The 18544-nt window shown below is 55.1% G+C and carries 19 protein-coding genes, 1 tRNA gene and 1 pseudogene; 11 read left to right on the forward strand and 10 right to left on the reverse strand.

Going from position 1 to position 18544, the window contains the following annotated elements:
* Positions 1–106 precede the first annotated feature (106 nt).
* A complete protein-coding gene (gene ispB / locus ACQ4W0_RS04855) occupies positions 107–1096 on the forward strand; it encodes an octaprenyl diphosphate synthase (RefSeq protein ID WP_436575734.1) in 990 nt (329 codons plus the stop codon).
* A gap of 50 nt (positions 1097–1146) precedes the next feature.
* Here ispB and arsH read toward each other — a convergent pair whose 3' ends face one another.
* The 3 genes from arsH to ACQ4W0_RS04870 are packed head-to-tail and all read right to left on the reverse strand — an operon-like array spanning position 1147 to position 2676.
* Positions 1147–1884, reverse strand: a complete 738-nt coding sequence (gene arsH, locus ACQ4W0_RS04860) for an arsenical resistance protein ArsH (protein WP_436575735.1) — start codon at positions 1882–1884, stop codon at positions 1147–1149.
* Between the two features lies 1 nt (position 1885).
* Complete coding sequence (gene arsC, locus ACQ4W0_RS04865; RefSeq protein ID WP_436575736.1) at positions 1886–2308, reverse strand: arsenate reductase (glutaredoxin); 423 nt, start codon at positions 2306–2308, stop codon at positions 1886–1888.
* Positions 2305–2676 carry an ArsR/SmtB family transcription factor gene (locus ACQ4W0_RS04870; protein ID WP_436575737.1) on the reverse strand — a complete coding sequence of 124 codons (372 nt, stop codon included), beginning with the start codon at positions 2674–2676 and terminating at the stop codon, positions 2305–2307. The genes arsC and ACQ4W0_RS04870 overlap by 4 nt, the downstream gene beginning before the upstream one ends.
* Positions 2677–2809: 133 nt before the next feature.
* On the opposite strand from ACQ4W0_RS04870, the gene ACQ4W0_RS04875 reads away from it, so the two are divergent.
* The 3 genes from ACQ4W0_RS04875 (at position 2810) to ACQ4W0_RS04885 (ending at position 6764) form a co-directional block, all read left to right on the forward strand.
* Complete coding sequence (locus ACQ4W0_RS04875) at positions 2810–4903, forward strand: AsmA family protein (RefSeq protein ID WP_436575738.1); 2094 nt, start codon at positions 2810–2812, stop codon at positions 4901–4903.
* 54 nt (positions 4904–4957) lie between these two features.
* Positions 4958–5034: transfer RNA gene (locus tag ACQ4W0_RS04880), tRNA-Pro, on the forward strand.
* Between the two features lie 173 nt (positions 5035–5207).
* A complete protein-coding gene (locus ACQ4W0_RS04885; RefSeq protein ID WP_436575739.1) occupies positions 5208–6764 on the forward strand; it encodes a site-specific integrase in 1557 nt (518 codons plus the stop codon).
* A 1043-nt stretch (positions 6765–7807) separates the two neighbouring features.
* Here ACQ4W0_RS04885 and ACQ4W0_RS04890 read toward each other — a convergent pair.
* From ACQ4W0_RS04890 to ACQ4W0_RS04915, 6 genes and pseudogenes are all read right to left on the reverse strand, one after another.
* Positions 7808–8884: a type VI immunity family protein gene (locus ACQ4W0_RS04890; RefSeq protein WP_436575740.1), complete on the reverse strand. Its 1077-nt coding sequence runs from the start codon at positions 8882–8884 to the stop codon at positions 7808–7810.
* A 9-nt stretch (positions 8885–8893) separates the two neighbouring features.
* On the reverse strand, positions 8894–9562 hold the full coding sequence (locus ACQ4W0_RS04895; RefSeq protein WP_436575741.1) for a VRR-NUC domain-containing protein: 669 nt from the start codon (positions 9560–9562) through the stop codon (positions 8894–8896).
* Between the two features lie 59 nt (positions 9563–9621).
* Positions 9622–10203, reverse strand: a complete 582-nt coding sequence (locus ACQ4W0_RS04900; RefSeq protein ID WP_436575742.1) for a PAAR domain-containing protein — start codon at positions 10201–10203, stop codon at positions 9622–9624.
* A 242-nt stretch (positions 10204–10445) separates the two neighbouring features.
* Positions 10446–10604, reverse strand: a pseudogene (locus tag ACQ4W0_RS04905) (IS5/IS1182 family transposase); the annotation flags it as partial.
* Positions 10605–10956: 352 nt separating this feature from the next.
* Positions 10957–11172 carry a hypothetical protein gene (locus ACQ4W0_RS04910; RefSeq protein ID WP_436575743.1) on the reverse strand — a complete coding sequence of 72 codons (216 nt, stop codon included), beginning with the start codon at positions 11170–11172 and terminating at the stop codon, positions 10957–10959.
* Positions 11173–11235: 63 nt separating this feature from the next.
* Entirely contained in the window at positions 11236–11439 is a 204-nt protein-coding gene (locus ACQ4W0_RS04915) for a hypothetical protein (RefSeq protein ID WP_436575744.1), read from the reverse strand.
* A 162-nt stretch (positions 11440–11601) separates the two neighbouring features.
* Between ACQ4W0_RS04915 and ACQ4W0_RS04920 the strand changes: the two genes are divergently transcribed.
* Both ACQ4W0_RS04920 and ACQ4W0_RS04925 read left to right on the forward strand, forming a co-directional pair.
* Positions 11602–11895 carry an H-NS histone family protein gene (locus ACQ4W0_RS04920; protein WP_436575745.1) on the forward strand — a complete coding sequence of 98 codons (294 nt, stop codon included), beginning with the start codon at positions 11602–11604 and terminating at the stop codon, positions 11893–11895.
* A gap of 123 nt (positions 11896–12018) precedes the next feature.
* Positions 12019–13215 carry an HNH endonuclease signature motif containing protein gene (locus ACQ4W0_RS04925; protein ID WP_436575746.1) on the forward strand — a complete coding sequence of 399 codons (1197 nt, stop codon included), beginning with the start codon at positions 12019–12021 and terminating at the stop codon, positions 13213–13215.
* Between the two features lie 186 nt (positions 13216–13401).
* Here ACQ4W0_RS04925 and ACQ4W0_RS04930 read toward each other — a convergent pair whose 3' ends face one another.
* Positions 13402–14346, reverse strand: coding sequence for a WYL domain-containing transcriptional regulator (locus ACQ4W0_RS04930; RefSeq protein ID WP_436575747.1), 945 nt, complete (start codon positions 14344–14346; stop codon positions 13402–13404).
* 120 nt (positions 14347–14466) lie between these two features.
* On the opposite strand from ACQ4W0_RS04930, the gene ACQ4W0_RS04935 reads away from it, so the two are divergent.
* From ACQ4W0_RS04935 to ACQ4W0_RS04955, 5 genes are read left to right on the forward strand one after another with little or no spacing between them, the layout of a single operon-like run.
* The gene (locus ACQ4W0_RS04935) at positions 14467–15423 is read left to right on the forward strand and encodes a CBASS oligonucleotide cyclase (protein ID WP_402720627.1); all 957 of its coding nucleotides are present in this window, start codon (positions 14467–14469) and stop codon (positions 15421–15423) included.
* On the forward strand, positions 15420–15917 hold the full coding sequence (locus ACQ4W0_RS04940; RefSeq protein ID WP_402720626.1) for an HORMA-1 domain-containing protein: 498 nt from the start codon (positions 15420–15422) through the stop codon (positions 15915–15917). Before ACQ4W0_RS04935 ends, ACQ4W0_RS04940 begins: the two co-directional genes overlap by 4 nt.
* On the forward strand, positions 15914–16810 hold the full coding sequence (locus tag ACQ4W0_RS04945; RefSeq protein WP_402720625.1) for an ATP-binding protein: 897 nt from the start codon (positions 15914–15916) through the stop codon (positions 16808–16810). Before ACQ4W0_RS04940 ends, ACQ4W0_RS04945 begins: the two co-directional genes overlap by 4 nt.
* A complete protein-coding gene (locus ACQ4W0_RS04950; RefSeq protein ID WP_436575748.1) occupies positions 16810–17961 on the forward strand; it encodes a hypothetical protein in 1152 nt (383 codons plus the stop codon). Before ACQ4W0_RS04945 ends, ACQ4W0_RS04950 begins: the two co-directional genes overlap by 1 nt.
* Positions 17958–18491, forward strand: a complete 534-nt coding sequence (locus ACQ4W0_RS04955) for a 3'-5' exonuclease (RefSeq protein WP_029496253.1) — start codon at positions 17958–17960, stop codon at positions 18489–18491. The genes ACQ4W0_RS04950 and ACQ4W0_RS04955 overlap by 4 nt, the downstream gene beginning before the upstream one ends.
* Positions 18492–18544 lie beyond the last annotated feature (53 nt).

Raw genomic sequence — 18544 nt, forward strand, 5'->3', positions numbered from 1 at the left:
CAGTGCCAACAAGGTCAAACAATTGCTCTACAGTCATAGGCAAACATCACGCTCGCGCAAGCCATGTCGTATAATCGCCGCACCCACAATCTAATGCAGGTTCGCCTTGTCTGACGCTAACAAACACGTTAACCAAAACACCATCGTGCAAACGATTGCCGCCGATATGGATGCAGTCAATACGGTGATCCGCCAAAAACTGCACTCCGATGTGATTCTGATCAACCAGATCGCTGAATACATCATCAGTGCAGGCGGCAAACGCATACGTCCCGTACTGATTTTGCTGGTGGCCAATGCCCACGCCTATCGTGGCACGGCGCACCATGAACTGGCTGCCGTGGTCGAATTCATCCATACCGCTACCCTGCTGCACGACGATGTCGTCGACGAATCGTCGATGCGCCGCGGACGCCAGACGGCCAATGCCCTGTTCGGCAATGCCGCCTCGGTGCTGGTGGGCGATTTCCTGCATTCGCGCTCGTTCCAGCTGATGGTATCGCTGAATAATATGCGCGTCATGCAAATCCTCTCCGACGCCACCAACGTGATCGCCGAAGGCGAAGTGCTGCAGTTGCTGAACATGCACGATCCGGACGTGACGCAAGAGAGCTACCTGAACGTCATCCGCTCGAAGACAGCCAAGCTGTTCGAAGCGTCGGCGCAACTGGGCGCCCTGATCGCCGGCGCCAGCGAAGACGATATCGAAGCGGCTGCCGAATACGGCCGCTCGCTGGGCACGGCCTTCCAGCTGATCGACGACGTGCTCGACTATGCAGGCGACGCCACCGAAATCGGCAAGAACGTGGGCGACGACTTGCGCGAAGGCAAACCGACCATGCCGCTGATCTGGCTGATGGAAAATGGCACGCCGGAACAGCGCGAACTGGTGCGCAGCTGCATCGAGCAGGGCGACGAACAGCATTTCGACGCCATCCTGGCCGCCATCACCAGCAGCGGCGCCCTCGACTACACGCGCAAACAGGCGGAAATCGCCGGCCAACGCGCCGCCGATGCCATCACCGGCTGGCCGGACAGCGTCTACAAACAATCCATGCTGCAACTGTGCTCGTTTGCCGTGGACCGCAATCACTAATTGCAGTTTTCGCTACAACAAACACGACGGCGCCGATGGCGCCGTTTTTATTACTGCCGTTCATGCACCATCGCCGCGCCCGCCAATTCCTGCACGATGGCCGGCTCCGCTTCCAGCCGCTCGCTGTAGCGACTGCCCAGGTAATCACGGCGGTCGCGCACCAGCAGGGTGAATTTGTACAACTCCTCCATCACATCGACCAGGCGCTCGTAGTACGGCGACGGCTTCATGCGGCCCGCATCGTCGAATTCCTGGTATGCCTTGGCCACCGAGGACTGGTTCGGAATGGTGACCATGCGCATCCAGCGCCCCAGCACGCGCAAGCCGTTGACGGCATTGAACGATTGCGAACCACCCGACACTTGCATCACGGCAAGGGTCCGTCCCTGCGTGGGCCGCACGCTGCCCGTTTCCAGCGGCAGCCAGTCGATCTGCGATTTGAAGACCCCCGTGACGGCGCCATGCCGCTCGGGACTGCACCAGACTTGCCCTTCCGACCAGAGCGACAGCGCACGCAGTTCCTGCACTTTCGGATGCTCGGGCGACACGCTGTCGACCATGGGCAAGCCATGCGGATCGAACACGCGCGTGTCGGCGCCAAAGTGGCGCAGGATGCGTTCCGCTTCCAGGCTCAGCAGCTTGCTGTACGACCGTTCGCGCAGGGAGCCGTACAGCAGCAGGATGCGCGGCGCGTGGGTGGAAAGTGTGACCGGCGCCAATTTATCGAGGCTGGGCAAGTCCAGGTGGGCGGCGATGATGTTCGGCAACTCATTGGCTTGCTCGTCCATCTCAGGCCACCGGCTTGCCGTCGGTGCCCACCACGGCCTGGCCGTCTTCCTTGGCAAAGGCGCCTTGCTGCGGCAACGGCAGGATCTCCAGCACTTTTTCCGACGGCCGGCACAGGCGCACGCCCCGTTCCGTGACGACGATGGGGCGGTTGATCAAAACAGGATGAGCTTGCATGGCGTCCAGCAGGGCCGCATCGCTCAGCTCAGGATTGGCCAGGCCCAGTTCCTCGTACAGGGCGCCCTTGTCGCGCATCACCGCGCGCACGGACAGGCCCGCACGCTTGATCAGGTCGACCAGTTCTTCACGCGAAGGCGGGTGCTTGACGTAATCGATGATGACGGGCTCGACGCCCGTGTTGCGGATCAGGGCCAAGGTGTTGCGCGAAGTGCCGCACGCCGTGTTGTGATAAATCGTGATCGTCATGTCGTCGTTTCCTTTAGTAAATGTGGTTCGCTGACGCAACAAGGGGCGCCGGCGCAGCAGTTATCGGTCAAGAAGACCAGCAAGCCGTTCATGCCCGCATAGTTGGCGGCATAGATGATGGAGCGGCCCGCCTTGCTCGCCGTCACCAGATCGGCGTGCGCCAATTCCTTCAAGTGAAACGACAGCGACGATGGCGCAATGGCCAGCGCCTCGGCGATTTTCGTGGCAGCCATGCCTTGCGACCCCGCTTGCACCAGCAGCCGGAACACGGCCAGCCGCGATTCCTGTGCCAGCGCCGCCAGGGCCACGATGGCGGAAGCACTCGTCAACGGTATCGCCCTGCTCACTATTGTCTTTTCATTTTCCATAATTCAATAATAATCGAATTATGGAATCATTTCAAGCGACATGCCTTACCTACGTATCTTACGTAACCCAGCGCACCGACCACCATGGCCTATTGGTCTACCTTGATGAAAAAATCATTGCGACTGGCTTACCATGACACGCTCAACCCCGCTCAAAATCCTCGGCTGGAGCCTGGCCACCCTGCTGGCCCTGATCGCCATCGTGGTCATCTTCGTGCTGACTTTCGACTGGAACCGCGCCCGTCCCTACATCAACCAGAAGGTGTCGGAAAGCACGGGGCGCACCTTCATCATCGGCGGCGACCTGCAGGTGAAATGGAAGCAAGGCTTGAAAACGGAGCCGGGCTGGCGCCGCTATGTGCCCCGCCCTGTCATCAGCGCGCAGGACGTGCGCATGAGCAACCCGGATTGGGCCACGGCCGGCCCGCAACTGGCCAGCGCGAAACGCATCGACGTGACCATTCATCCGCTGCCCCTGCTGCTGCACAAGGTGGTGCTGACGGACCTGGCGCTCGACGCGCCAAACATTGCCCTGCAGCGGCGCGCCGATGGCAGCAATAGCTGGACCTTGAAGGATAACGGCCCTTCGCCATGGGAAGTGGAAATCCAGCGCATGGCCTTCGGCGACGGCGCCATCCGCTACCTGGACGAGGGCATCGCCCTCGATGTGCGCGCCAAGGTCAGCTCGACGGCGCCCGACGCCACGCCGGGAGAGGCGCCAGGCAGCGCGCCCGTGCAGAAATACGGCATCGCCTTTACCCTGGGTGGCAGCTACCGCAAGGCGCCCGTGACGGGCGGCGGCAAGGCGGGCGCCGTGCTGTCATTGGCCGACAACAACACCGTGTATCCCGTGCAGGCGCATGCCGTACTGGGCAAAAACAAGGCCAGCATCGATGGCACCCTGACGGACCCGCGCTCGCTGTCCGGCATCGATTTGCAACTGAGCCTGGCGGGCGCCAGCATGGCCGACCTGTATCCGCTGACAGGCGTGCTGCTGCCGGAAACCCCGGACTATGCCACCAAAGGTCGCCTGCTGGGTAAGAAGGACGGCGCGAGCTGGCACTGGACCTACCAAAACTTCAAGGGGACGGTGGGCCAGAGCAACCTGGCCGGCACCTTGCAATACCTGCCGCGCCAGCCCCGTCCCCTGCTGCGCGGCGAAGTGACGTCGCAGCAACTGCGCCTGGAAGACCTGGGCCCCACCATCGGCGCGGACAGCAATGCGCAGAAACAGGCGCGCGGCAAGGCGCCCGTCCAGCCCGACAACAAAGCCTTGCCCGTGGAACAGTTCAACACAGCAAAATGGAATGCGCTTGATGCCGACGTGAAATTTACCGGCAAGAAGCTGGTACGCACGCACGACATTCCATTCAACGACGTCGTCGCCAACATCCACATGAAAGACAAGGTGCTGAGTTTGACGCCGCTCAACTTCGGCATGGCCGGTGGCGACATTACCTCGAATATCACGCTCGATGGCCGTCAAAAGACCATCGCCGCGCAAGCCAAGGTGACGGCGCGCCACCTCAAAATTCGCGAACTGTTTCCCAAGCTGCAATCGATGCAAGCGAGCTACGGCGAAGTGTATGGCGACGCGGCACTGACGGGTCACGGCAACTCCGTCTCGGCCATGCTGGCCAGCGCGAATGGCGAACTGGCGGTCACCGTCAGCGAAGGCTCAGTCAGCCAGTTCATGCTGGAACTGGCCGGCCTGAATCTGGCCAATGCCGTCTTCGTGAAAATCTTTGGCGACAAGCAGGTGCACCTGAACTGCATGGCCAGCGATTTCGCCGTCACGAATGGCCAGGCCGACGTGCGCCGCTTCGTGCTCGACACGGACACGGCCGTCGTGAATGTCACGGGCAATGTCAACCTGGCCCACGAAACCCTGGACCTCGACGTGCGCCCGCGCACCAAGGGCGCCCGCATCATCACCCTGCGCACGCCGCTGTATGCGAAAGGCACGTTCAAGAACCCGGACGTGGGCCCGCAAAAAGGTCCGCTGGCCCTGAAAGCCGGCGCCGCCGTGGCCCTGGCCACCATCGTCACGCCGCTGGCCGCCCTGCTGCCGCTGGTCAACATCGACAAAGCCCCCGACACGGACTGCGCCGCCGTCATGGCGCAAGCGAACGCCACGCGCAAGGCCCCCACTTCACCGGCGACAAATGCACCGGCAAAAAAAGTCAGCGAAGCGGAGATCAAAAAGGCCCAGCAGGAAAAGAAATAGACCCTGACGCAGCGACTTGAAAGCCACCCCGCCATCTGCTGTAATAACAGTAAGCGGGGTGTGGCTCAGCCTGGTAGAGCGCTGCGTTCGGGACGCAGAGGCCAGAGGTTCGAATCCTCTCACCCCGACCATATTTCCCTTAAAAATCAAAGAGATATGCTGGCATTATTTTTCAGCACTGCGCAGTCTAGGCACCATCTGTGCCAAATCTGTGCCACGAAAATTATTTTCGCTTTTTTTCACGAAAGGCTATAAATTTCGCGAATGCCTCGCTAGACGGGTTTTCACCTACAGGAAACCTGACATGGCCACTATCGAAAACCGCAGCCGCTACACCGTCTCAGTCAAAAATCGCGACGACCTCCACCGAGAATTTCCCTTCACTCAACTCGCTCAAGCCAAGCAGTACGCCATCGAACTGGGCAAGCAAAATTACAAACCCTACCTGACCCAGAAGGAAAATGCCTTCCTCATCAAAATTACGCAAGCGGGCTACAAGCCCGTTCGCTACACCTGCCAGTCACTTCAAGCGGCCGAAGATGCGATTGCCCGAATTGAGGCAGAGCGCCGCACCGGACTATTCATCGACTACACCAAGGCCCATCAAGTAACGTTTGAGGGCCTCTTGCGACGCTATATAAAAGAAGAAGGTCCCAAGAACAAAGGTTGGGAAAAATCAGAAAAATACAAATGTTTAGGATGGCTGGAAGACCTCAATGGCGGCGCGGAAAAACGCGTTGCCCAGATAAAAGCTAAGGCTACCAATGTCGGCGCAAAAAACCCAAAGCATCACTCAATGCGTCAGCCCGCAGGAACTATCCTATGGATGCGCAAACCCTTCGCCAACATCCAAACCACCGATATCGAAGACTACATGAAAGACCGCGGGCAGGACGTCAAGCCGTCTACGGTCGACCGAGAGCTGGACGTCATCAGGGCCATCTTCACAGTCGCGACAAAGGTATGGAAATATCGTCTCGGCGAGAACCCGATGGACGGAGTACGTCGGCCAAAATACTGGAACGAAAGAGACCGCCGTCTCCGGGGCGACGAAGAACAACGCCTTATCGCATCAGCCATCGAGGAAGACCGACTGCGCTCAATTGAATTGCGCGTTGAAGAACTGATGACGAGTAACCGCAAGGTTGCGGTCGGCTTACCATCCGTTTACGCTAAGAAGAAATATATTCAGGAAGCCCTGGATAAAACGTCAGTTCAGGCCAGCTTGGATTTTAAACACGTTCCGCTGTGGGAGACGTATATCCAGTTTCAAATCATGACCGCTGCACGTCGCGGTGAGTCACTGAGTTTGGAGTGGCAAGATATCAACTTTGAATATCGAAGCGCTTACCTAGCCGAAACCAAGAACGGACGGCCGCGCAAGCTGCCGTTACGAGAAATCTTAATACAGAAGCTGGAAAACCTCCCTCACGATGGCGACAAAGTTTTCGCGATAACCGTAGATACGCTACGCAACGCCTGGGGTCGGATAGTGACGCGGGCAGGAATCGAGGACCTACATGTGCACGACCTCCGCCACGAGGCCATCAGCCGGGTTGCGGAAACATCGAAGTTCTCGCTGATTGACCTTCAGGCATTCAGCGGCCACCGTGATGTTCGCATGCTGCTGCGTTACGCTCACTTGTGTACCACGCAGTTGGCGTCGAAGTTGGACGAGGCATTTGCTGAGTCCGGCGAAGGCTCGTTGACCCACTATCATCGCGGCCGTAGACGTATCCACGCTGGCCAGGGACTCAGCATTGCCACCATCGCGGCGGACATTCCTGTTCAAGTGTCTCAGGAGCGAGCGACCTCCCCGAGGGCGACGGCACAGGTCATTTCTCTCTTCGGCACTCGGTAAAAGAAGCAGCAGTGCCGAAGTAGGCCGCTGCGTAAATTGCAGGGTCTACCGTGACTACAAAGTTAAATGTCGGTTTTTCTGCATCAGCCAGTAAAGTCGACATTTTCTCGCGACGAGGGTTAGTGAACGGATGACTCCATCAAGGCTTCACCACATTATCGCTAGAGTTTGTTCGTTCATGTCGGCAATTCTATCCGCAATGTGTCAAACTGAAGAGACTGATAAAGGAGAAACTATGCGTAAAATACACCTGAATTTCTTGCAGGACCCCGACCGCGCGCTGACCGTGCTCGTCACTGTGCCCGTAGCACTCATGTTGGCCGGCTTTGTCATAGCAGCCTACGCAATCCTAGGCTAACACCTGTTGTCCTCCTAGCCTAGATAGTCTGGTTAATCGTGTTCAGCGACTCACGCGCGGGAAGCGAAACACGACAGCTCATGTCTGCAATACCCTCGTCTGCAAGCGACTTTTGCAGGTTCTCCAAGCCGACGACGCAGCAGACGCCTCCTACGCCCCCACGTGGCCAGAGAAATTCCCATAATTTTGATGCCCCCGGACAGCCCCGAGGAACGTCGTCGACGCCACGCGAGTCACGCCGTCATCAGAACTAAAATCAAGAACAGGCCCGGTGCAATAAAGGCGTCAACTTGACACCCCGCACGTGGCGCCTGCCCAAGCGTTAAGCGCCACGTCGCTGGGATGTTGGCCACAGTCGGCATCACGCCGAGTCTTGGCCTTGCCAGCAAAAGAACGGCGGCGAGCAGGTGGAGGAAGGTCAGCGCTGCGTTAACGCACTGGCTTCGTAAAGTCACTATGGCACTGCAACGCATTGGACCGCGGACTTGCGCGCTGTTTCGCCTGGAAGACCTATTCGGGTACGACCAAGACCCTTGGACCAAGCACAAGTGGACTCATGCTCGCCGTCTGACCAGACACCTTTACGCAAGTTGCCGGCGCGCACACCGCCAGACCTCACCTCAACATGCTCACCGCCGTGGAGGTTTTTCATGTAGGCAGGGCGAATGCCCGCTGTTTTAAGCAATCAGAGGCGAGTAGGAAGGTCTGGTAGCCCAGCAAATTTCGGCTCGTCTAGCAGTTTAGCCTTGTACGCCATTAGCTCATTGTCCGCGACATCGAAACGGTTCAGCCATTCCTCCGCAGCTAGGCCAATCAACCGCGGCTCGCTCCCAGCGGATGCGTAATGCATCCGGACTTTCGGTGTCCTGATGGGCTTGAGGAGCATATTGGGAAGCACCAACCGCGCGGGCATCGGCGAGTCAGCAGGTGCGGCTTCGGGTTGGGCGCCGCCCTGGATTACAAGTCCAGTCCCATAGTCGAATAGGCCAAACCAGTCCATCGGTAATGCCGAACGAATGGCCGATATGCCTCCGACTTTTTCCACATAATCATTGTCTATCGCTGTGAGCCAGCCTACTGTTTTAATGCCCAGGTGCGCATTGACTGCGCCGCTGACAAGGTTGCCTGCATCAAACCCTCGGAGCTTGGACGTCAGGAATGCCTCGAATGCCTGGTTCTCGTCATAGCGAGCGGCCGACAGTATTAGACTGTGGCCGCCGTACCCGTGGACGGCACATAGGCGTCGGGCGAAGCTCACGAAGAGCGTCTGGAAAAGTCCGGGATTTTCTTCGACGAACAAAATGGGCATGCTAAACCGCAGCCCGCACAAGCCCCAACCTCCCATTTCCGCCCGCCAAGCGGGGAGCCCGACGACCTGAAAATCCCATGGACCCGCGTCCTGCGCCAGCACGCCACTGGTGTAATGAAAACTCACCGCATCGTCTGGGTCCATACGTACCAGCATTTTGTTCAGCGGTTTTGCCTCCGCGTAGGCCGTCTTATCCGGCCCTTCTGGCGGGTCTTCCCGGTAGAGCCAGGTGAATTTTGGCTCAGCCTTGACCTGGAACTCTTCGAAACAAGCGCTGATGGCATCGCGAACTGCCGGGAGATGTGCATCCTTGAAGAAGAGCGTGCCGGCGATTGCGGGCACGCTGCCGACATAGTCCTGTGGCCCCTGCTTAGTGAGCAAGCCCCCAGGTACATTCATTGCATCGGGGTTCTCGCGCATAAGTTCCAGCAGGTCCAATGGTAATTCAGTCATGTTCAGTCCTTAATACGCAGGCATGCCACCAAGCGGTGGCCGTTTCGTAACAACAACCATGTAGATTAACCTAAGAAGAGCGGCCGCCTGCCCGAGCTGCTCGACCGGAATTTTTGAGGGCTCGAGCTCGGCCCGGTCGCAGTCGCACTCATCAGATGCCAACGGCACCATTTTCATTTCGTCTCCGGCGATGACGATATAGTCCTCTCGCTGACCGGGACGAAAGGGGTCTCCAAGGAATTTTATTTCCACGACCTGTTTGATGTTGTCCTGCGTTGGAGGTTTCGTCGGGTCCTTGACGATAATGACGTCGGGTCTCCGTGTGTAGCCCTTGCCTGGCTTATAAGGCACAGGGTGGCTTGAGTCTTTCGGCCAAAGTGTTTTCGTCCAGCCGGGCCATAGGGTTCTGCTCTTCGTATCCACGACCTTATCCAGAAAAGGCTCTGGCGGCCGTTTCGTCATATCGTATGTGAACTCCGCCTTGTACAGACTTCGGTGGTCAAGAACCACATCGAGAGCTTTCAATCGAGCCGAGACGCATTCTTGTTTCAGCGACCGGCCGTCTGCACCGATTGCCGGCATGCTTTTGCATTTGCACACGGCCGAGCACAAGACCTTCTTGTCAGAGAAATCGAGCTGCGGCTTGTTAATCGGCACGACGGTCGTGGCGCCTTCCATGCTCATGCCCCCCACGGCCAATGGCGCTTGTCCTGTCGGCGGGGTGCTATTTGGCCCCGTCATGCGTCGCCATCCTGAATCAGGTCGAATGCAAGCGACTCAAGGCCGTCCCGTTCCACCCACTGGGTGAAGCCCTCCTCGTCCGTACTGCCCGTGATGTACTGGCCATCGGTCGACCGTACGCGAACAGCCAAGCTGCGCACGGGGTCACCTGTTGTAGCGTCGACCACCTGAAAGCGGCCGCGAAAGCGTTCGGTTTCGTCCGCAACGGGCTCATCCTGATACCTGCTGGCCAACCCGGTGTGGATAATACCAAAGCCCTGCATCAGGGACATTGGTGGGAGACTGCCGTGGGCGCCCGGCGCGGCGCCGCCCGATGGTGTCGTAAGGGTGTACAGCTGGCTCGAGAGTAGCGTGGCGCCACAAGCGGTCTTACAGCCATGGTAGGCCACGGCCTTGCCCGCATCGATGAGGCTGGTGTCACCTTGGCTGATGGGAAACACTCCCTTGCACCGGGGGCAAGAGACCATGTCACCGACACGAGCCCAGCCTTTGCCGTGAGTATCCGATAACGGTGAGCAGGTGACGACGGTGCCGCCGTGGCTCGTCTTATCGCCCAGCACGATGATGGGATTGCTCAAGATTCTTGCCCTTTCAATATTTTTTAGGCAATATTAGCATAGTTGTTAAGCTCGACGTTTACGTCACCTCTATGGTCGAAGTTCCACAGCGAGATGCCGCCGACCGGCAGCTAGCATTCTGTGCCGCGGTTCGCAGACCCGCCCCCTAGTAGGGCTTCTTTTCAAAACATGCTTTGTGACCGATTCCGATGGCTATGTTGCACAAATAAATTGATAGCGTCGTACCCTGACCCCGGACTGAGTTATCCCGTGGACACCGTCGTGGGTGTGCCGGGTCGGGCTAATCGATTGAGGATAACGGCGCGTATCTGCAACTTCGTGACTTGGCGGTCAAAGTCCCTCGCCATCACCCGCTCACCGAGAAGCTTGAAGCAACGAATTTTCGTTTCCACCAGAATGCGCCAATAGCTCAGCCCATGTTCTAGGGCATGCGCGCGTGATTGAAGGCGGCACCGGCTAGACAAATGGCGTAGATGATGCGGATTGTGGATGGCTAAGGTCCGAGAATTTCATGGAATGAGTCTACCAAGTTGGGGGGCTAGACCGGCAAGGAGGAATAGCACCCTCGCGATACGGTCGACGTCGCATAAAGTACTGGAAACAGTCAGATAAGACCAACGGGTTTGCTTGGTCGACGCAACCGACTCTGCCTATACGAGCCGGCCACCGCGCTATGACGGCTTGAGTCATGGGAGCCGGATTGTGCTTGCCGCGACGGGCGGATAACGCCGCAAAGCGGCCAGTCAATCTGTATTAACGCAGCCAGGGAACATTCTTGTTGGGGCCATAAATATAATTGTTATCAATCCAAAATTTTCCGCCATCAACTGGCCCCCATATGAAGCCGTCTTGAATCCAATATTTTCCACCGTTCTGCGGCCCCCATATCCAACCATCATCAATCCAGTATTTTCCAGAATGCTGCGGACCCCATATAAATTTATCGTCTATCCAGAATTCAGTGTACATAGCCATTTCCCAAATTTACATAAGCCAGCGTTGTTCGAATCACTGCTCTTGGTCGAAAGCTGTTTATCGACCGAGTGCTTGCAACAGTAGTTTTTCGTACCGGTCCTGGGCAGAGTAAAACTCTTCTCGCACAGCTATCCACTTTTTGACATCATCGTACGACGGCTCAGCGATGGCTTGCAAGTCTTCCCACGCATCGTGGTGAGTATCTGCCGCTGCGTTCGCATCTTCCCGCGCATTTATCACAAATTCAGGTAACTGTGCCATGAGATTTCCTTTCTTGTTGAATGGCTGCTTTTGGCCGTATCCGGCCGTCGCCACACAATGTAGCAGCTTACTTGCTTAAGGTCTTGCATCTTGCTATGTGCGATGCTATGTTACATTGAGCCTATATTCAAACCGTTGAATCACCTATTGCTTGGAGAAACTATGACGTCGTATGCAGAGTATGTTGAACAAATCGCAAAATTGCAATCCCTGGCCGAAGCTGCCCGCAAAGATGAAATCAGTGGCGCAATTCAGAAAATCAAGGAACTGATGCAGCTTCACGGCATCACCGTGGAAGACCTTTCCTCTGGAACTCGTGCGAAGCCGGCAAAAGCCAAGGGTTCGGTACCAGCGCAATTTAAGAATCCTGAAACGGATGAAACGTGGACTGGCCGTGGCCGTGCGCCGCGCTGGCTTGATGGCAAGGACAAAGAAGAGTTCCGCATCACAGGTTAAGGCATAGGACTGGGCGCAAATACCTCATATTCGCGCCGTCAGTTATTTCTCGATGATGGGAGGCCCGAACCCCATCAACACAGCAACGTAAGTCGAGAACACGACAGATGAATCCCTGCGGGTATGGATGGTCTGCTACAAGCTTCTTGGTTTTTACTACTGGGATTCCATTTGATAATTAAGAACCGAACCGAACTAGCGATTATGGGTCTCGGCGTCGATAGCGCCACAGCAAATAAGCTCCGGATAGCTGGCCATACACTATCGAAATTAAAATTATCTTCGCCGAGGAAATTGCTAGAGCTTGGGCTGTCTGAAGCCAACATCAAACTACTCTGCCGGTCGAAACGGCCTCCCATCCCACCACAAACGCTCAGTAAAGTGCTGTGTGCAAACCGATGGTCGTGCTGTGTTTGCAGAACGCCTGAGCGCTCGATAGTCGTACATCACATAAAACCCTGGGCGACAAGCCGCGACCACTCGCCAGAAAATCTCGCAGTTGTTTGTAGCCTGCATCATGGAAAGGTTCATTCTAAGTTTGAGCTGGAACAAAACCTAACACCAAAATTATTAGCTCAACAAAAGCTGTACTGGGAATCTTACTGCCAACAGGCTGATTTACGATTGGCTATGAAAGATAGCCACCTAAGATTGAATACGTGGTTCTACTTTAACCATCTGAGAATCCACGAGATGGCGAGAGAATTGAATTTAAACTTCAAGACTGTCGCAGGCTACTTAGATGCAAAAAAATCAAACATCTGCAATGCGAGTGGTGCAGTCGTAAAAAGCTGCCCAGAAGGTAGATTTCTGTATTCCGATGGCGACAGGTTAATACTCTATGACTACATATCAAGTATGTTTTTCACATGCCTCGAACGGGGTAACATCTTCAATATTTCTGACTACTTAGACCGCGGGCTCTTAAAAACGCAACTAATATGCGGCGACATAATAATGGTCCAGGGACTGCATACGTTCACGCCCGTTAAGCCACGTCCCAAAGGCTCTGATATCAGTAAAGTCTGGAGAAAATCAAATCGCGTTAATGTTAGCAGTGTTATCAATCTAGAGGACTCGACCTCATCCTCGGCATGGAGTGTATGGCTTCGTGGCCAGCAAAACGTATGCGTGATTTCAAAGGTCCGCAACATTAAGCGCGTCGGAGACAATATACTAATCGAAACAACTGCGCTTGCGATACGTAGTCATGATGATGACTTCAAGCATCGAGCCTACGATGACCGTCTCTGGCAGTCTGGATTGCCGTTTCGAGATGAACATCCCGACAACGGCAATGAGGATGAGAGTGAAATCTAATAAAATTCTCAAAATAGCAAGTACAATAGTCGCATTGCCATCATTACCGAAGACGAACTACTGTACCCGCCGGACACTACCAGACACTGAATAAGCCTTATGATGAGGATTACAATATCGCTGGTCCAAGCGCACATCTCCACTTAAAGCCGGTTCCAAAACCAAGAATCCACTTCCTTCGTTACGCTAAATAGGACATTTATTGGCAAGTGGAAGCTTTCTCGAGTTCAATATCTGCGTCATAAATGAGCTTAATTCTGCATGGTTGATAAGAACGATTTGGGGAGGTTGAAAGCCAGGGAAAGCGAATGGCCCCAATCCTAATTCTTTCAAGACGTAATAAAGAAGAGCTTCACGCACTTCGATAGTAGTCGTACCATCAACCATTGAATAGTCAAGCTCAACGGCCCGTCGATTTCCTTCGGTTAGGTCGGGGTTCGCCGCAATCTTAATTTGTAAGATGGTGCGCCACTTGACGTCTTGTTGCGGGTCTCGCCCTTGGGCCGAATCAGTGCAAATTCTCAGAATCCGGCCAAGTACGAAGTCTCGGTAACCTTCTCTCAAAAAACAATACGCTCGCACGTGCCAGCGAAATCCGTCGTGGCCGAATGCATGCGGAGAAATGACCCGCTCAATTGGGTCTGCCTCTGAATCAGACTGGTAACTAATACGGACGCATCCTTGGTGCCGGATAGCATCCAACAACAACGACAAGGTATCACTCTGTACTAGACGGGTGAGCACTGGAACTCCGGCGAACGGCGGCATCCACCCAATGTAAGCATCTCGCGCATTGAGAAGGCCACGGGAACACGCAAGCAATTCATTGAGATACCGCTGCGGGGTTGTATTACCGACAACTGGGGAGTACTCATCGCTCACTCGGTAGGTCCGCGAACTACGGTCATAGACTAAGTTCTTGGGTGAAATTTGAGCGTACTTAGCAATGTCGAGTGACGCTTGAGGAATCGAAATACCAAAGTGAGCTCGGAGGTCTGCTCTATTGACAGTTTTCTCCCATCGCAATCTGAAATCGATGAATTCCAACCGGCGCTCTTGCCCCCAATTCGCACTAGCTAAGGCCTCAGATTCGTCGGAGCCCAACTCCGGGCTAGTTTGCAGTTTTTCCATGACCGAAGCGTAGCATGCAAATAAAAATTCCACCAGTATAGTTTTTATGCGTATAATTAGTAATCGCGCTAGCAAGGTTGGTGACTGAACTAACCGCAGGGTGCCCTGAAAGGAAAAATCATGCCTTTAAGTAATGCCAAGTTGCAGTACTACGACTCCAACGTACTTCGCCTCCCTGCGGACAAGCGCAAGGAATACCATGAGCAGGTCGACCGACTCGTGACTGCTTTGGGCACCAAGCTGAAGGACCAGAGTGACATTAAGGTCACAAAGGTCGTTAAGGCAGGGTCATTTGCAAAATATACAATTCTTCGCAAGACGAATGAAGACCCCGTCGACGTCGACGTTGTCTTCTACATATCTGGTCGGGACGTTGACAATGAGACGTTAGAGAGCCTAATGCAGACCATTTACGATGCGTTGGTCAAGCTGTACCCGAATAAGTCGGTCGAACACTTTGAAATTCAGCGTAAGGCAGCAACCGTAAATTTCGTTGGCAGCGGCCTTAGCGTGGACATTGTCCCGGTGATTGAAAACCCGTGGAAGCCAGGTTACGGTTGGCAATACGACATCCGTGACGGCTCGCGAGTTGAAACCTGCGCGCCATGCCAAGTCAAATTCGTTCAGACCAGGAAGAACGCCGACGCGAACTTTCGAACCCTCGTGCGCCTAGGCAAGCGATGGAGCCGGCACGCTGAAATCAAACTAAAATCATTTATGGTCGAACTTGTCTTGGCCCATCTGCTCGACAAGAACGGGAAATCCGGTTCAATTGAGCAACGATTCCGTGACTTCTTACTGTACATCGCACAGTCAGGCCTAAAGGAAGTAATCAGCTTTCCGGAAAACGGTCTCGGCGTCCTCACGCCAACGTTCAGCGACGCGGTTGTTATCCTCGACCCTGTCAATAGCTCCAACAACGTTGCTAGCCGCCTGACCGAGGCGGAGCGTGTGGAGATTGTTGATGCCGCCCAGAGCGCATGGGAAACCGCATACTTTGCATCGGAGTCCGATGGCGAGGAAGAGGCATGGAAGGAGCTGTTCGGCGCTCGCTTCAAAGTCGAGGAGGCAGCATGAGCACGAGCTACACCGCGTCAAGCAGCTACACCGTTGCCGACATCGAAAAGGTTGTAAGTCGATTCTCTGCTGACCTACTCATGATTGCTGACAGTACAAAAGCGCTTAGCCAGGAAAAGGCCCGTACATACGCCCGCGACGTCGAGCGCTTGGTCAAAAATGGCTACCTAGAAAGCGTTGACGTGACCCTCCTTGACTACTTTGGTACTGAACTGCGCGCCGTGACGTACCACGTCGACACAGACGCCGGTAGCCTCAATAGCAGCCGACCTGGAGGTGTGCTTTGGCCCAATACTTCCAGCGGGTCGATACGCCTCGTATTACGCTACAACCATACATATACCCATAGCGCGCAGGACGCAATGCGCGAAAGCCTCGAGACATCTTGGGGGCCGACATCCGCCGACACGAGTCACGCAAGCCTGAACGCGGGAAACGGCCGTGATTACGAGAGCAACGGATTTGGCATGCAACGAAAGGACTTTACGAAATGACCCAACAGACCGCATTTGACAGCAAGACAATCCTAGCCGACCTTACATTGACCGCACGCGAGAGTTCACTCCTCGGGTTTGAAAAGCGATATACGCGCATCAATGAACAATTGCGCTTGCTGCTCAATCTCGCCGACCTCGCGACCTGGAGTAAACAATTCCACAAGGTGAAACTGCCTTTAGTTGACCTTGTCTCCGAACAGTATCCTCTTGTCATTTTTCATGGCGACGTTGGTACGGGCAAAACTGCGACCGCAGAATGTGTGGCCAACCGCCTCGCGCGTGAGTCACGTTGCGAAGACCCCCTTCTGTTTCGTCTAAGCAACCGCGTGCGTGGCAGTGGCCGTGTTGGGGAAATGGGCACATTGCTCACACAGGCATTCGCGGAGGTTTTGCAAGCTGCTGGGAAGACTAGACGCGCCTTCCTCGTCATCGACGAGGCCGACTCTCTAGGGTCAGTGCGGTCACAAGAGCATAGCCACCATGAGGATAAAGTGGCCGTCAACACACTGATTCAGTGCATCGACGACCTACGTCGATTCGGCGGCCGCGTCGTAGTTTTCCTTTGCACGAACCGTTTGTCGGTGATAGACCCCGCTCTGCTTCGACGCGCCGCGATTGTCGAAGAGTTCACAAGGCCGGGCGACGAAGAACGTCTGCAGCTTCTGTCGAGCGATTTACAAGGAATCGAGATAACGGCTGCAGAATTGGCAAAATTGGTAAGTGCGACCGGCCCAAAGGCCGGTCAGCCTGGCTGGACATATTCCGATATCAGAACACGCCTGTATCCAACAGCGATGGCAAAAGCATTCCCTTCGCGCGCCATTTCCGCCGCGGACTTTCTAACCGCAGCCGCCCTGCTGCGCCCCTCCCCGGTCATGGAAGACAAGTAATGCACAATTCAATTTTCGGCAGGCGAATTCACATCTCCGGCAGTATACCAAGTGAAGGAAATACCGCGGAGGCTGTGAAAGCGCGCCAATTCATAGAGCAACTGGTGCTAGATTTGCTCAAGAAAGGTGCCACGTTTGTGGTTCCTGTCGATGCGGAAAAATTACGCGGTGACAATATGCCATTCTGCTTCGACTGGCTAATCTGGAAGACGATTCGTGACAATCTCCATGTACGCCCACATGGTGCCCCTACCCCGCTTGCAGTCGCGGTCAAGCATCACAAAAATGATGAACAAATCCCCGAAGAATTCGTTCAGTTGTGGGATGAGTTTAGTGCAACTGATTCCGTCCGGGTCGACAGCGCCGCGCATTGGAACATGAACAGTAAACGCATGGAGGTACAAGCACGGCACGGCGATATTCTGATTACGGTCGGCGGCGGTGAAGGAATTTTGTTTCTCGCAAACGCTTACCATGACGCTGGGAAACCTGTGATTCCGGTCAATTTTCCTGTTTCGACACCTGGCTCCGGCACTCACAAATTATGTGAATTCGCGTCCGTCGGTAACGCAGCAAGCAAGTTGTTCCGGACACGTGACGGCAACACCTCGCTGACCTGGCTGGATAGAATCACCCCAAAAGCGCGCAGTGAGGTAAAACAGGTTGCTGAAAAAATCGTGGAACTGCTGAGCGCCCTCGAGCGGCCTTCGGCGTTTGCGGTGAGGCTTCTTAACCCGGAGCTCCCTGAATATGAGTCGGTCCAGGAATTTTTTGATGTGGTTGTCAAACCGGTGATAGAAGACGATTACGGTTATAGTCTGACTGTGGTCGATGGGAAGCAGGCTGTTGAGGAGTCTCGAATCGACCAAGATATTTTTGTGAAGCTCCGGCGAAGCGGATTGGTCATTGCGGACCTGACTGGCGAGCGTCCAAACTGTTTTCTGGAATTAGGATATGCGTTGGGACGCAGCGCACGAACCATTGTCACCGCCCGCCATGGCACGCGTACGCCTTTTGACGTCGCCACATATGCGGCCCATATTTGGAGAGACAAGGGTGACGTCACCCAACGTCGAAATGAATTTCGTGAGCACATTGAATCAATAAAGAATCGCCCTTCCGTCACCAGCGATGCCCCCTTGATATCATGACTATAAAAAGAGAAGTGTTTATTTCAGTTGACATTGAGGCTTCCGGTCCAATTCCCGGAGAGTATAGTCTCTTGTCGATTGGCGCCTGCGACGCCTATCGCCCTGAAAACAGTTTCAGCTGCCTTGTAAAGCCAACTTCTGACAACGCAGTACCTGAAGCACTTGCGGTAACGGGGCTATCTCTCGATAAGTTGCAGCTAGAAGGAGAGGCTCCGCCGGACGCAATGGCGAGGTTCGCTGATTGGGTGTCCACCTGCAGCGGAAGTGGCACCCCCGTCTTCGTTGGATTGAATGCTGGGTTTGACTGGTCATTCATCAACTACTATTTCATCCGGTATTACGGTTCAAATCCGTTTGGAATCGCCGCGCTCGACATCAAGGCTCTGTTCATGGGAGCTCGAGGATGCAGTTGGAAAGAGACAAAGTCGAGCAATATGAAACAGGTCACGGGGGCTCTAACGGAGGGTACACACGACGCCTTGGAGGACGCTCGATTCCAAGCAGAACTTTTCAGGCGTATCCGGGGCTAAAAAAGACAATGGAGCGTCGACCAGTTTTCGTCCTCGATACGCGCTCCATATTC

The organism is Janthinobacterium breve, from assembly GCF_051380895.1.
Taxonomy (GTDB): Bacteria; Pseudomonadota; Gammaproteobacteria; order Burkholderiales; family Burkholderiaceae_D; genus Janthinobacterium.

Bases quoted from the DNA above. Each gene is read 5' to 3' on its own strand.
- ACQ4W0_RS04950 (WP_436575748.1), top strand. From the start codon at position 16,810: ATGCACAATTCAATTTTCGGCAGGCGAATTCACATCTCCGGCAGTATA.
- ACQ4W0_RS04935 (WP_402720627.1), top strand. From the start codon at position 14,467: ATGCCTTTAAGTAATGCCAAGTTGCAGTACTACGACTCCAACGTACTT.
- ACQ4W0_RS04940 (WP_402720626.1), top strand. From the start codon at position 15,420: ATGAGCACGAGCTACACCGCGTCAAGCAGCTACACCGTTGCCGACATC.
- ACQ4W0_RS04870 (WP_436575737.1), bottom strand. From the start codon at position 2,676: ATGGAAAATGAAAAGACAATAGTGAGCAGGGCGATACCGTTGACGAGT.
- arsH (WP_436575735.1), bottom strand. From the start codon at position 1,884: ATGGACGAGCAAGCCAATGAGTTGCCGAACATCATCGCCGCCCACCTG.
- ACQ4W0_RS04930 (WP_436575747.1), bottom strand. From the start codon at position 14,346: ATGGAAAAACTGCAAACTAGCCCGGAGTTGGGCTCCGACGAATCTGAG.
- ACQ4W0_RS04945 (WP_402720625.1), top strand. From the start codon at position 15,914: ATGACCCAACAGACCGCATTTGACAGCAAGACAATCCTAGCCGACCTT.
- ACQ4W0_RS04915 (WP_436575744.1), bottom strand. From the start codon at position 11,439: ATGGCACAGTTACCTGAATTTGTGATAAATGCGCGGGAAGATGCGAAC.
- ACQ4W0_RS04895 (WP_436575741.1), bottom strand. From the start codon at position 9,562: ATGGAAGGCGCCACGACCGTCGTGCCGATTAACAAGCCGCAGCTCGAT.
- ACQ4W0_RS04885 (WP_436575739.1), top strand. From the start codon at position 5,208: ATGGCCACTATCGAAAACCGCAGCCGCTACACCGTCTCAGTCAAAAAT.
- ACQ4W0_RS04925 (WP_436575746.1), top strand. From the start codon at position 12,019: ATGGATGGTCTGCTACAAGCTTCTTGGTTTTTACTACTGGGATTCCAT.
- ACQ4W0_RS04890 (WP_436575740.1), bottom strand. From the start codon at position 8,884: ATGACTGAATTACCATTGGACCTGCTGGAACTTATGCGCGAGAACCCC.
- ACQ4W0_RS04920 (WP_436575745.1), top strand. From the start codon at position 11,602: ATGACGTCGTATGCAGAGTATGTTGAACAAATCGCAAAATTGCAATCC.
- ACQ4W0_RS04955 (WP_029496253.1), top strand. From the start codon at position 17,958: ATGACTATAAAAAGAGAAGTGTTTATTTCAGTTGACATTGAGGCTTCC.
- arsC (WP_436575736.1), bottom strand. From the start codon at position 2,308: ATGACGATCACGATTTATCACAACACGGCGTGCGGCACTTCGCGCAAC.
- ACQ4W0_RS04910 (WP_436575743.1), bottom strand. From the start codon at position 11,172: ATGTACACTGAATTCTGGATAGACGATAAATTTATATGGGGTCCGCAG.
- ACQ4W0_RS04875 (WP_436575738.1), top strand. From the start codon at position 2,810: ATGACACGCTCAACCCCGCTCAAAATCCTCGGCTGGAGCCTGGCCACC.